This is a genomic window from Streptococcus sp. HMSC067H01, from assembly GCF_001814775.1.
Taxonomy (GTDB): Bacteria; Bacillota; Bacilli; order Lactobacillales; family Streptococcaceae; genus Streptococcus.
Genome location: NZ_KV817803.1, coordinates 65,389 through 77,635 on the forward strand (window position 1 = coordinate 65,389; position 12,247 = coordinate 77,635).

General features: G+C 36.5%; 13 protein-coding genes. 1 reads left to right on the forward strand and 12 read right to left on the reverse strand.

Annotated features, from left to right (window positions below):
* Window positions 1-22 precede the first annotated feature (22 nt).
* Genes glmM through cdaA form a run of 3 tightly spaced genes read right to left on the reverse strand, consistent with a single transcriptional unit; the run spans window position 23 to window position 3,029 of the window.
* A complete protein-coding gene (glmM, locus tag HMPREF2987_RS06800) occupies window positions 23-1,372 on the reverse strand; it encodes a phosphoglucosamine mutase (protein ID WP_075229876.1) in 1,350 nt (449 codons plus the stop codon).
* 21 nt (window positions 1,373-1,393) lie between these two features.
* On the reverse strand, window positions 1,394-2,185 hold the full coding sequence (locus HMPREF2987_RS06805; RefSeq protein WP_075229877.1) for a CdaR family protein: 792 nt from the start codon (window positions 2,183-2,185) through the stop codon (window positions 1,394-1,396).
* Window positions 2,172-3,029 (reverse strand): diadenylate cyclase CdaA, encoded by an 858-nt coding sequence (gene cdaA / locus HMPREF2987_RS06810; RefSeq protein WP_075229878.1) that lies wholly within the window; start codon window positions 3,027-3,029, stop codon window positions 2,172-2,174. The genes HMPREF2987_RS06805 and cdaA overlap by 14 nt, the downstream gene beginning before the upstream one ends.
* A gap of 133 nt (window positions 3,030-3,162) precedes the next feature.
* Here cdaA and HMPREF2987_RS06815 point away from each other — a divergent pair, with 133 nt between their 5' ends.
* Complete coding sequence (locus HMPREF2987_RS06815; RefSeq protein ID WP_075229879.1) at window positions 3,163-4,131, forward strand: NAD(P)/FAD-dependent oxidoreductase; 969 nt, start codon at window positions 3,163-3,165, stop codon at window positions 4,129-4,131.
* Window positions 4,132-4,512: 381 nt separating this feature from the next.
* Here the strand turns inward: HMPREF2987_RS06815 and HMPREF2987_RS06820 are convergent, their stop codons facing one another.
* The 9 genes from HMPREF2987_RS06820 to HMPREF2987_RS06860 form a co-directional block, all read right to left on the reverse strand.
* Entirely contained in the window at window positions 4,513-5,892 is a 1,380-nt protein-coding gene (locus HMPREF2987_RS06820) for a sensor histidine kinase (RefSeq protein ID WP_075229880.1), read from the reverse strand.
* Window positions 5,883-6,542, reverse strand: a complete 660-nt coding sequence (locus tag HMPREF2987_RS06825) for a response regulator transcription factor (RefSeq protein WP_075229881.1) — start codon at window positions 6,540-6,542, stop codon at window positions 5,883-5,885. The genes HMPREF2987_RS06820 and HMPREF2987_RS06825 overlap by 10 nt, the downstream gene beginning before the upstream one ends.
* Before the next feature lie 19 nt (window positions 6,543-6,561).
* The gene (locus tag HMPREF2987_RS06830) at window positions 6,562-7,299 is read right to left on the reverse strand and encodes a lantibiotic immunity ABC transporter MutG family permease subunit (protein ID WP_075229882.1); all 738 of its coding nucleotides are present in this window, start codon (window positions 7,297-7,299) and stop codon (window positions 6,562-6,564) included.
* The gene (locus tag HMPREF2987_RS06835; protein WP_075229883.1) at window positions 7,299-8,036 is read right to left on the reverse strand and encodes a lantibiotic immunity ABC transporter MutE/EpiE family permease subunit; all 738 of its coding nucleotides are present in this window, start codon (window positions 8,034-8,036) and stop codon (window positions 7,299-7,301) included. Before HMPREF2987_RS06835 ends, HMPREF2987_RS06830 begins: the two co-directional genes overlap by 1 nt.
* Before the next feature lie 2 nt (window positions 8,037-8,038).
* Complete coding sequence (locus tag HMPREF2987_RS06840; protein WP_075229884.1) at window positions 8,039-8,734, reverse strand: lantibiotic protection ABC transporter ATP-binding protein; 696 nt, start codon at window positions 8,732-8,734, stop codon at window positions 8,039-8,041.
* Between the two features lie 306 nt (window positions 8,735-9,040).
* The gene (gene whiA / locus HMPREF2987_RS06845) at window positions 9,041-9,952 is read right to left on the reverse strand and encodes a DNA-binding protein WhiA (RefSeq protein WP_075229885.1); all 912 of its coding nucleotides are present in this window, start codon (window positions 9,950-9,952) and stop codon (window positions 9,041-9,043) included.
* Window positions 9,949-10,926, reverse strand: a complete 978-nt coding sequence (locus tag HMPREF2987_RS06850; protein WP_075229886.1) for a YvcK family protein — start codon at window positions 10,924-10,926, stop codon at window positions 9,949-9,951. Before HMPREF2987_RS06850 ends, whiA begins: the two co-directional genes overlap by 4 nt.
* A complete protein-coding gene (rapZ, locus tag HMPREF2987_RS06855; RefSeq protein WP_075229887.1) occupies window positions 10,923-11,813 on the reverse strand; it encodes an RNase adapter RapZ in 891 nt (296 codons plus the stop codon). The genes HMPREF2987_RS06850 and rapZ overlap by 4 nt, the downstream gene beginning before the upstream one ends.
* Window positions 11,814-11,864: 51 nt before the next feature.
* Complete coding sequence (locus HMPREF2987_RS06860) at window positions 11,865-12,245, reverse strand: RidA family protein (protein WP_075229888.1); 381 nt, start codon at window positions 12,243-12,245, stop codon at window positions 11,865-11,867.
* Window positions 12,246-12,247: the final 2 nt, after the last annotated feature.

The following is a 12,247-nucleotide window of genomic DNA, read 5'->3' on the forward strand; positions in this document are numbered from 1 at the left end:
TTTTTATTTTCTGCTAGATTTACTAAATACCAATCTCAGTTTTAACAACTTGGGCAATCGTATCCACGTAGTAGTCTACTTCTTCCGTTGTAGGTGCTTCAGCCATGACTCGCAAGAGTGGTTCTGTTCCGCTCGGACGAACTAGGATGCGACCATTTCCTGCCATTTCTGCTTCCATCTTCTCGATAATAGCTTTGATAGCAGGAACTTCCATGGCCTTTTCTTTCATGCTATTCTCAACTCGAATATTGACTAATTTTTGTGGGTAAATAGTCACTTCTGCTGCCAACTGAGACAAGCTCTTACCTGTTTCTTGCATGATCTTCGTCAATTGCACAGCTGATAGTTGCCCATCACCAGTTGTATTGTAGTCCATCAATATAACGTGACCAGACTGCTCACCTCCAAGGTTATAGCCAGACTTTCTCATTTCTTCAACTACATAGCGGTCTCCAACAGCAGTGACTGCTTTATTAATACCTTCACGGTCCAAGGCCTTGTGGAAACCAAGGTTAGACATAACGGTTGTTACGATCGTATTTTGAGCCAATTGACCTTTTTCAGAAAGGTATTTCCCGATGATGTACATAATCTTGTCACCATCAACGATTTCTCCATTTTCCTCAACAGCAATCAAACGGTCGCTATCACCATCAAAGGCCAAACCGATAGCTGACCCGCTTTCTTTTACAAGTTCTTGCAAGGCTTCTGGATGAGTTGAACCAACGTTCAAGTTGATGTTAAGACCATCTGGTGTTTCACCAATAACTGTTAATTGAGCACCTAGATCTGCAAAAATTTGACGAGCACTTGTTGCAGCTGCTCCGTTAGCAGTGTCCAAGGCAACTTTCATCCCTTCAAGAGGAGTTCCAGTTGAAACCAGGTAGGCTTCATACTTACGCAAACCTTCTGGATAATCAACAACAGTACCTAAACCTTCAGCGCTTGGACGTGGAAGAGTATCTTCGCTCGCATCAAGCAAGGCTTCGATTTCTGCTTCCTTGTCATCGTCAAGTTTAAAGCCGTCACCACCAAAGAATTTAATTCCGTTATCAAGGGCTGGGTTGTGACTAGCTGAAATCATGACACCTGCACTTGCTCCCTCAGTTTTAACCAAGTACGCTACTGCTGGTGTTGCAAGTACACCAAGTTTATAAACGTGAATTCCCACTGAAAGAAGTCCAGCAATAAGAGCAGCTTCAAGCATTTGACCTGAAATACGTGTATCACGTCCTACAAAAACCTTAGGTGCTTCAGTCGTATGTTGACTGAGAACATAACCTCCAAAACGTCCCAATTTAAAAGCTAATTCTGGCGTTAATTCTACGTTTGCTTCTCCACGGACTCCGTCCGTTCCAAAATATTTACCCATGTTATATCCTTTTCTAATTTTTTAGTCTTTCTTTGAAGAGTCTGGTTTGGTTTCAGAACCAGTTGAAGACGAATTGTCCGAAGATGAGCTTGTCGTTGAAGAGTTAGAACTACTTGCTGATCGAACTTGTTTCGTCGTTACTTTCATAGTTGTTTCATAGGGTGTAATGACCGTTGGTAAAACTGTTCCATTTTTATCAACTGCTTGAAGAGGCACCGAACCAGAGTAATTCCCTGAAATTTGCTCACTCGTTGGTAAAACAGCCACAATCTTATCAATCTTAGACAGGGTGTCAGCATCACTGGTAACTGAAACCCGTTGATCTGAAACTGTCACACTATCAATAAGAATCCGTTCATCAATCTGACTGGAATCAATTTGTGGAACAACTGGTAGATTGTCCCGTGTTACCTTTTTCCCAATTTTAACAGTAATTTTCTGTGGCGTTGCGATAGCTGTTAAGCCACTGGGAAGATTTTCAATGCTTAGAGGAACTTCTATCGTCCCTTCGGTAGCTTGCGTTAGGTCTGCCTTGACGGTAAACTTACGGGTGCTTTCTTGCATCTCACTAGCCAAGGTCACTCGATTAGATCCACTCAAGAAGACTGTCACTTCTGAACTAAAACCACTAATAAAGTACTGATCGCTGTCATATTGGATATCAATCGGTACATTTAAGACTGTATTGGTATAGGTCTCTGTCCTAGTTGTTCTAGCATTATTCGTATTTTGATAATTGATAGAGGTAGCATAGATAAATAGCACACAGGCAAAGAGGAGCGAGGAAATGATATATAAACTATTTTTTTTCATTCTTCCAGCCTCCAAATATACGTTCCGTTAAACTTGGCTCTTGTGAATTTTCTGGAATAAGAATACGACGTAGTTCTCCTTCAAACTCTTCAATTGTCAAACCATGCTTAAAGACACCACTATGGGTTATTGAAATACCCCCAGTTTCCTCTGAAACTACAAAAGTAAGCGCATCTGAGACTTCAGACAAGCCAATGGCTGCCCGATGTCGCGTTCCAAATTCTTTTGAAATACCTGTATTTTCCGTCAATGGTAGATAGGCAGAAGTTACGGCTAGGCGATCCCCTTTAATAATCACTGCCCCATCATGTAAAGGTGTGTTTGGGATGAAGATGTTGATCAAAAGTTCTGCTGATATCTTAGCATCTAGAGGAATCCCCGTTGCAATATACTCCTGCAAGGTCCTGACTCGCTGTACAGCTACTAAGGCTCCAATCTTTCTCGGGCTCATGTATTCGACTGCTTTGACAAATGCCTGAATCATCTGTTCTTCTGAACTGATGGGTGTACTTGAAAAGAAGTCTGTTGCACGCCCCAATCGTTCCAAGCCTGTCCGAATCTCTGGAGAAAAGATGACAACTGCTGCAATAACCCCATAAGTAATCAATTGATTGATCAACCAGGAAATGGTTGTCAAGCCTAGAGTGTTGGCGATAATCTGAGCTAGAATAAAGACCAAAACCCCACGAACTAAAATCATAATTTTAGTTCCTGCAATTGATTTTGTAAACTGATATAAGAAATATGCAACAATTAGAATATCAATCACATTTATCGCAATACTCCAAGGACTGGAAAACAAACTAGACCAGTATTGAAGATTAGATAATTGCTGAAAATTCATTCTAGGCCTCCTCTCCATAAAAAAACTTCTCTTCATTATATCATTTTCTATGAAAATTTTCTTCATCCTACTTCATTTTACATTAGCAGAAAATATGATAGAATAAGAAAATAGAAATTATTAAGGAGAAATCATGTCTGAATTATTTGATATTACCATTGTAGGAGGTGGTCCTGTCGGTCTCTTCGCAACCTTCTATTCTCATCTGCGCCAGGCCAAGGTCCAAATCATCGACTCTCTTCCTCAACTAGGGGGGCAACCTGCCATCCTTTATCCTGAAAAACAAATTCTCGATGTACCAGGTTTTCCAAACCTTACAGGGGAGGAATTGACTAACCGCCTTTTGGAACAACTTGAAGGGTTTGAGACACCTGTTCACCTCAATGAAACTGTCCTAGATATAGTCAAAAACGAGGACTATTTTACTATTACTACCAATAAAGGAAATCACCTGACTAAAACGGTCATTATTGCTATGGGTGGTGGAGCCTTTAAACCTCGTCCACTAGAACTAGAAGGCGTGGAAGGCTATGACAATATCCACTACCACGTTTCTAATATTCAACAATATGCTGGCAAGAAGGTAACCATCCTCGGTGGTGGCGACTCAGCTGTGGACTGGGCACTAGCTTTTGAAAAGATTGCTCCAACTACACTTGTGCATCGTCGCGATAACTTCCGTGCTCTTGAGCATAGCGTCCAAGCCTTGCAAGAGTCTTCTGTGACTATCAAAACACCTTTTGTGCCAAGTCAGCTTCTTGGAGATGGAAAAACTTTAGACAAGCTTGAAATATCAAAAGTTAAATCCGAGGAGACCGAAAACCTTGAACTAGATCATCTCTTTGTCAACTATGGCTTCAAATCTTCTGTAGGTAATCTTAAAAAATGGGGACTTGACCTTAACCGTCACAAGATTATCGTCAATAGCAAGCAGGAGTCAAGCCAAGCTGGAATTTACGCTATCGGTGACTGCTGCTACTATGAGGGTAAGATTGACCTGATTGCGACAGGTCTTGGGGAAGCACCAACTGCTGTCAACAATGCCATTAACTACATTGACCCAGAACAAAAAGTTCAACCAAAACACTCAACAAGTTTATAATGTCAAACTTTCAATTTTATTAAAAAATCAAGTAAAATTTCATGATAAAACGCATAATAACAAGTATCTAAAGATCTTGCGATTATGCGTTTTTGTGATTTTAAAGACTTTTCCACTAACCTCATTTATTTGCTTTTTATAGAAAGTATAATACTTATTGATCAATTTTTTAATATTTCCCTTATTCCGACATATTAAGACTAACAAACTCTGTGCACCGTATGAGTAATACTAGATAATATTCTATCTTAGTGTAATTTGTAGTGAAACTTCGAAGTTAACATTTACAAATTGACGTTAAATACAGTTATGAACATGTTATAAAGTTTGATGTTAGTGGCTGTTAGATTAATTATTACATAAGTTAAGTGTTAAACTGGCTCATTTATTATTCTGTATCGGTAATCTAAATTTAACTTCAGCACCACAACAATCTTCTCTATTTTTCAAGATTACTGATCCACCATGTAATTTAATTATTTGTTCAGTAATAAATAGTCCAATACCATAATTGGTTGCAGAATGCCTGCTATAATCTCCACGATAAAACTGTTCTTTTGCGTGAATTAAATCGATATCAGAAAAACCTTTTCCGTTATCTAATACTGATATTTCTAAAAATTTATCTACAGTTTTTATATTCAATTCCAATGTAACTATTCCATTATTATTTTCAATTGAATTCGCTAAGACATTTTGTAATGCTCTCTCTAAGAGTTTCAAGTCTACACTCATTATACCATCTTCAACTACTACATTAGTTTTTAGATTGTTAGAATTAATTGACATTAGTTCTTTAGAAACTGTTACCAATTGTTCTGATACAGTTTTTACTGCCAACGATTGTGGCTGGTATTCAGTAGCATTAGAATTCTTATTCATGATTAGAAGTGTTTTTATATATTCAGATATTCTATTGCTATTCCTCAGTATATAATCTATATAAATACTCTGGTCCTCTGTCATAGATGTCTTTTTAAGCAACTCAGCATTTCCTTGAACAATAGATACTGGGGTTTTCAAGTCATGTATCAAAGCAGAAATCTGTTTTTGCTTATTTTCTTCCTGTATCCACTCTTTGATTAATGACTCTTGCAAAGCATCTCTCATTTTCTCCAAACTAAATAGAACTTCATTAAATTCTTTGACTCTTGAATAATGCAGTTCAAAATCTAAAGTTTGTTCTGATATTTTTTCGGAAACAGCAAATATAGGTGAGAGCTGTTTTACAAGATACTTAGCCCATACTATTGTAACAACCAATGTATTTAGTAAACTAACTAAAATAAGAATACTGACATACACTGTATTGACATTAGGAAAATATTTTGCCATGAAGTTATTTGTAAAATAGGGTTTTACTGAATATTGAATAATACAATAACCGTCATTTCGTAAAATTTCTATATAGCTATAAGATGGGGTATTATATACTTTCTCATTATTATAGTATCGAATTGCTCTATCTTCTTCATCTTTACTCATTGAACTAGAAATGATATTCCCATCCTTTGAAATTAATAGATATGAAGCATTATCTGGTATAAGATTTTTATCAAAAGTCTCTGTATTGGCTATCGCATTCTTCCTCTCATAAATCTGATTTTCTGTGTAATCGGCAGGTAAAATAAATCCTAATGAATACATGGTGGTGAACATCAGAATTACTAAACCAACTGAAAGAAACAGTACAATTCCTACACTTATTAGATATTCTAAAAATATTATTCTTAGCGATTGCCCTTTTAATTTTATTCCCATTTATATCCAATCCCCCATACAGTTACAACTGGAGATACACCTTCCTTCTGTAGTTTTGCGCGAATATTCTTAATATGTTCTGAAATAGCTGAAGAATTACCTATCCCATCATATCCAAATATCATCTCATAAATCTGTTCTCTTGAAAATACTTGCCCGCGCCTACGTGCCAGAAGTTCACAAATTCGATACTCAGATTTTGTAAAAGGAATTTTCTTATCATTTACATAAATTATATTCGCTGATAAATCAAATCTAATTTCTCCAAGATTTAAACTTAAATGTCTCTCTCGGTTTTCTCGACGTAAATGGGCATCAACTCTCGCAATTAATTCATTTACTCCAAAAGGTTTTAGAATGTAATCATCAGCTCCTGTTGATAAACCCGAAACAATGTCACTTTCCAAAGATTTTGCAGTTAAAAATAAGATGGGACAGTCTACTCTATCTCTAATAGATTTACAATAAGATATACCATCGATTTTTGGCATCATTATATCTAACAAGATTAAATCATACTCTGTTAATTTAGAAATAGGTACTTCTGTTGGATTTTGAAAAATATCTACATGGTATAATTTTTGCGTTAAAATATTTTTGATTAAGATCAAAAGATCCATTTCATCATCTATAGCCAATATTTTCACCATCTTATTACCACCTTCATTTCTATTCCATATTAGTTCTGCCGTTCCATTTATTAAACCAAATCAAACTTACAAATAAAATTACAACTATCATTGGTGTTGCAACTAAAGACCACTTAAAAAATTCATAATAAAATAAGTTTTCACCAGATATTTTATCTACAAAGTAAAGACCACAAAGTCTTGAAGACCAAGAACTTGGTATGTAATACCAAATCTTATCCCCCATACTTGTAACAGCAAGCAGAGCTATCAATGTTTCAAAGAAACCAAGACCAATAGAGGCACCACTCCCAAATCTGAGGCTAATAACCAGATGTATTAAATATAACGGAACAACTCCGATAATCATTAAGACTAATTCCAATATCAAATCATAAAATTCTTGATAATTAAAAAACATCAAAAAACTACTTTGGAGTAAAACAAGTGATAGAGATGCACACAACAATAAGGATAATAACTTACCAATATATAGACTCGTTCTTGATTGCGAACCCATTAACATTATCTGAAAGCAACCTGCTTCTGCTTCCATTTCTATTACCTTTGCAGTAATAAAACCAATAATAATCGGGAACAATGCACCTAACGTAATCAAATAATTTAATGTGACATCCTCAATTGAATACCTACTTAGGCTCGTAAATTTAAAACCAGCATATATCATAATCACAAATAGTATTGGGAGAAACAGATATAACCAGGGTAACCAAGTATGTTTTATCTTATATAGTTCAGACTTTAAAATATTTATCACTATCCCACCTCCTGTTTTGTAAACCAAATAGATGATAAGTAAGATAATAGAAGAAATAACAGAATTGAGAAGATACATGGAAGCAAAATTGATGTGTTTAACATCATATTTCCTGCATCTGCTGGTAGTCCATTTGGCATAATTTTCAGCATTGGAACCATAGCTCTTATACTCCAACTATATGGGGAAAACAACCAATAATCTCCAGCAGAAAACATAATTCCAAGTACAATACCTAGTAAACCATTTATCATAAGACTAATAGAAAAACCAAACTTTTTAGCTAATAGTAGGCAAAATGGAATTTGCCATATGCTTGATACCACTAATACTATACTCGAAACTAATAAAGTACTAAAGCTATAGCTTAAAAATATTTGTTTTCCAAAAATAAATTGCACAATTAAAACTGCTATCAAATGAACCAAACTTGTCATCAGAATCAAACAGCTTGCTACAATAATTTTTGATATCCAAATCTTTCTTAAATCAATACTTAGAGGATAAACTGCCCTATATTTTATTTTTTTATCTTCGTATCGATTCATTAAAGCAGGAATCAGTGCATAAGTAATTGGCATAATTATAGTATACCACCAATTATATGAATCTACTGTAAAATATGGTGGTGCCAGTATATAAGAAAGAATTATCAAAGATATAGGTATTATATAGATTATTTTTTTTAAAAAAGTTCTTTTATATTTTAAATAATCACTAAGGATATAATTTATCATTTTTAATTCTCCTTCTTTACTACTTCCAAAAATAAATTTTCTAAACTTTCTTGAGAGTTTTTTATATCTTGGTATTTTAATTCGCCTTCACATATTATTCCGATATAATCTGCAACTTGCTCAACTTCGGAAATATTATGGCTGGATAGAATTACTGTAATGCCTTGTTTTGGAAAGCCAAGAATCATCTCCCTTAATTCTTGAATTCCCAATGGATCTAAGCCATTGGTTGGTTCATCTAAAATTAATAATTTAGGATTATTTAACAGTGCTATTGCAATTCCTAATCGTTGTTTCATTCCCAAAGAAAATTTTCCACTTCTTTTTTTACCTGTATTTGATAGACCAACGATTTGTAGAACTTCATCAATTCTTGATTCGGGTAATCCAAGTAACATTGTTCTTACTTTTAAATTTTCTCTTGCACTTAAGTTCTCATACAATGGAGGTAACTCTATCAAGGCACCAATTTGTTCGAGATCCTTTCTACTCCATATATGATCATTAAATATAATATCTCCGGACGATTTATGGAGCATTCCTGTTATCATCTTTAGTGTAGTTGATTTCCCAGCACCATTTGGACCAAGTAATCCGTAGATACAATTCTCTTTCACTTGTAATGAAATATTATTCACTACAAGTTGATTCCCAAATTTCTTTGACAAATTCCGTGTCTCTAAAATATTTTTTTCCATTTTGATCCTCCTTAAATTTACGCATCAATAATAAAATATAAATTTAAAGATTTTATAAAGAAAATACATAACTATCTATTAATTTTTTAAAAAACTATAACTACGCAATTTAATGAAGATTAAAAATAAAAATTTGAAATTTTTAGAATTCTATCTAGAACCTTAATCTCTTAAAACAACGAATCCTCTGAAAATGAAAATTCTACTGAATGAAACTTCAGTAGAATTTTTTAAATTTGAGGTTATTTTAAAAATTTTTAAACATCAATCTCGATATATCTTTTTTGAATATCAATATCTTATATTTTACAATTCCTCTGCAATTTTATTTATCTTTCTCAGTCTGTGGTTGACACCACTCTTGGTCATGGGATTACTGAGACTATCTGCTAATCGTTGGATAGAGTAATCAGGGTGCTGGATCCGCAGACGGGCGACTTCCTGCAAATCTGCTGGAAGATTATCCAAGCCAATTCTATCTTTGATTTTACTGATATTGTTGATGGTTTTCATGCTTGCTGAAACCGTCCGAGCAATATTAGCCGTCTCTGCATTATTAGCACGATTGAGATCATTACGGGTTTCACGTAAAATTTTGATGCCTTCGAAAGTATCACGCGCCTGCATGGCTCCAATAACTATGAGAAAGTCCATGATATCCTCAGCACGCTGAAGATAGGTCACTGCACCTTTTTTTCGTTCAATCACCTTGGCATCCAACAAGAAATGCTGAAGAAGCGCCGCAATCCCTTGGGCATGGTCCAGATAGACTGAGCTGATCTCAAGCTGATATTTACCAGAGTCTGGATCCCGAATACTTCCGTTTGCCAAAAAGGCTCCACAGAGATAGGCACGACCTGCTTCCTCATCTGCTAGAATTTCAGGTGCAATACCTGTCTCTATTCCAAAGAAGGAGTCTGCCAAGTGCAAATCACTCAGTAGTTCTTGAACTCGCTCATCCGTAAAAACAGTATAGACGCGATTTTTACGAAGATTACTCCTCTGATGGTGACGAATTTCTGATTTAATCTCATAGAAGTGCAAAAAAGATTCATAGAGATGACGAGCCAACTTAGCATTTTCTGTAATGACGGACAAGGTCAACCCAGAATTCGATAAACCAATACTACCAGACATCTTAATAATGGCAGATAGTTCGTGGCGACTCAGATGGTGCTGACCCAAAATTTCTTCTTTTACTGCTACTGTAAAACTCATTTTCTCACCTGTATGATCCGCATGAGCTCATCTACGATTAAATCACCATCGTGAAAGGCTCCTCCATTTTCCAAGCGTAGAAAGTTGGATGAAATGACACGTGGGACTTGCTTACGCAAACCTTCAAAATCATGCTCAACCTGCACCAAATATTCATCAAAACGGTTGGTATCCATATAGTCCCTCGGAACCTTTTCGATATTAACAAGGACAGTATCGATAAATGGACGGCCCAAATGACGATGCAGGACTTCTACGTGATCACTATCTGTGAAATGCTCGGTCTCTCCACGCTGGGTCATGATGTTGCAGACATAGGCAATTTCAGCCTTGGTTTCCAGAAGCGCCTGACCAATTTCTTCAATAACAATATTAGGCAAAATCGAAGTAAAGAGTGAACCTGGTCCCAAGACAATCATATCACTTTCGAGAATAGTGTTAACCACCCGGCGGCTAGCTTCAGGTTTCTCATCATCAAGCGTATTAGTGACGTAAACATGATCAATCATGCCTGGATGATCAGCAATGTGACTCTCGCCAGCCACCTCTGTCCCATCTTTAAAGACAGCATGGAGGGTCAAGGGATGGTCGCTAGATGGATAAATCTTGCCTGTTGTATGGAAAAATTTACTCAGCAATTGCATGGCATTATAGGTCGAACCCTGCATTTCAGATAATCCAGCTATGATAATGTTTCCTAATGGATGACCAGCAAAGGCACCTGCATCCTCAGAAAAACGATATTGAAAGACCTTTTCATAGAATTTTGGCATATCTGACATGGCTACAAGGACATTACGCAAATCACCTGGTGGTGTTAACTGTTGAATGTTTTTACGAAGTTCACCTGAAGAACCTCCATCATCAGCAACAGTTACAATCGCTGCGATCTCGACATCCTTTTCCCTTAAACTTTTTAAGATAACGGGGATTCCAGTTCCCCCACCAATCACCGTAATTTTGGGTTTTCTCATGAACGGTTTACCGTTTCCTTTCTTCGGTCTTTATCACGATGACTTTCATTTACAGACCAATTCTTAGACAAATCATTGGCTATGCGTTTGGCAAATGCAACACTTCGGTGTTGTCCACCTGTACAACCTACAGCAATGGTTAAAACTGATTTGCCCTCTTTTTTATAAGCCGGTAAAATTGGCTCAATTAAGGCCAACAAGTGACGGTAAAAGTCTTCGGATTCTTCATGTTTCATGACATAGTCGTAAACAGCTTGATCTTCACCTGTTTGATTACGAAGTTCTGGAAGATAGTAGGGATTTGGGAGGAAACGGACATCAAAAACTAAGTCGGCATCAATGGGAATGCCGTATTTAAAGCCAAAAGACATGACCTCAATACGGAAGGACTGAGCTTGTTCTTGATCTGAAAATTGCTCTGCAATCGCCTTACGAAGTTCACGAGGGGTTAGTTCAGTAGTATCAACGACATTTTGGCTCATATTTTTCAGTGGAGCCAAGAGTTCACGTTCCAACTTAATCCCATCTAAAATACGACCATCTGCTGCCAGAGGGTGACTTCTTCTGGTTTCCTTATAGCGTGCCACCAATTCCTTATCCGCTGCATCCAAAAAGAGAATTTTAAAGTCCAAATCATCTTGATTTTCCAATTCATCCAAGACAGCCTGAATCTCTGAAAAGAAGGAACGGCTACGCATATCCACTACCAAAGCTAATTTGTGGTCATCATCCTTAGTCTCAACCAACTGCAAAAATTTTGGTAAGAGGGCTGGTGGCATATTATCAATGGTAAAATAGCCTAAATCTTCGAAGGATTGAATAGCTACAGTTTTTCCTGCACCACTCATACCTGTTACAATCACCAGGTGAAGTTGTTTCTTTGTCATCATTGTCTCCTTATATCAAAAGAAGTTTGGAAGAACCAAACTTCAACTCGCTTATCCAATCTCTGCGATGACTTCAATTTCGACTTTTACATCGCGAGGTAGACGAGCTACTTCTACAGCTGAACGAGCTGGAAACTCCCTATTAAAGGCTGTTTGGTATACCTCATTGAAGGGTACAAAGTCGTTCATATCACTCAAGAAACAAGTTGTTTTAACAACATGGTCAAAATCTGTGCCTGCTTCTGCCAAAATAGCGCCAATGTTTTTCAAAACTTGTTCAGTCTGTTCTTGAATCGTTTCTCCTACGATTTCTCCAGTTTCAGGAGATAAAGGAACTTGACCGCTAGCAAACAACAGATTGCCAACGATTTTTCCTTGAACGTAAGGTCCGATTGCCTTTGGAGCTTTATCTGTATGAATTGTTTTTGCCATAT

Bases quoted from the DNA above. Each gene is read 5' to 3' on its own strand.
- HMPREF2987_RS06820 (WP_075229880.1), bottom strand. From the start codon at position 5,892: ATGGGAATAAAATTAAAAGGGCAATCGCTAAGAATAATATTTTTAGAA.
- whiA (WP_075229885.1), bottom strand. From the start codon at position 9,952: ATGAGTTTTACAGTAGCAGTAAAAGAAGAAATTTTGGGTCAGCACCAT.
- HMPREF2987_RS06840 (WP_075229884.1), bottom strand. From the start codon at position 8,734: ATGGAAAAAAATATTTTAGAGACACGGAATTTGTCAAAGAAATTTGGG.
- HMPREF2987_RS06805 (WP_075229877.1), bottom strand. From the start codon at position 2,185: ATGAAAAAAAATAGTTTATATATCATTTCCTCGCTCCTCTTTGCCTGT.
- HMPREF2987_RS06850 (WP_075229886.1), bottom strand. From the start codon at position 10,926: ATGAGAAAACCCAAAATTACGGTGATTGGTGGGGGAACTGGAATCCCC.
- HMPREF2987_RS06825 (WP_075229881.1), bottom strand. From the start codon at position 6,542: ATGGTGAAAATATTGGCTATAGATGATGAAATGGATCTTTTGATCTTA.
- HMPREF2987_RS06860 (WP_075229888.1), bottom strand. From the start codon at position 12,245: ATGGCAAAAACAATTCATACAGATAAAGCTCCAAAGGCAATCGGACCT.
- HMPREF2987_RS06815 (WP_075229879.1), top strand. From the start codon at position 3,163: ATGTCTGAATTATTTGATATTACCATTGTAGGAGGTGGTCCTGTCGGT.
- cdaA (WP_075229878.1), bottom strand. From the start codon at position 3,029: ATGAATTTTCAGCAATTATCTAATCTTCAATACTGGTCTAGTTTGTTT.
- HMPREF2987_RS06835 (WP_075229883.1), bottom strand. From the start codon at position 8,036: ATGATAAATTATATCCTTAGTGATTATTTAAAATATAAAAGAACTTTT.
- rapZ (WP_075229887.1), bottom strand. From the start codon at position 11,813: ATGACAAAGAAACAACTTCACCTGGTGATTGTAACAGGTATGAGTGGT.
- glmM (WP_075229876.1), bottom strand. From the start codon at position 1,372: ATGGGTAAATATTTTGGAACGGACGGAGTCCGTGGAGAAGCAAACGTA.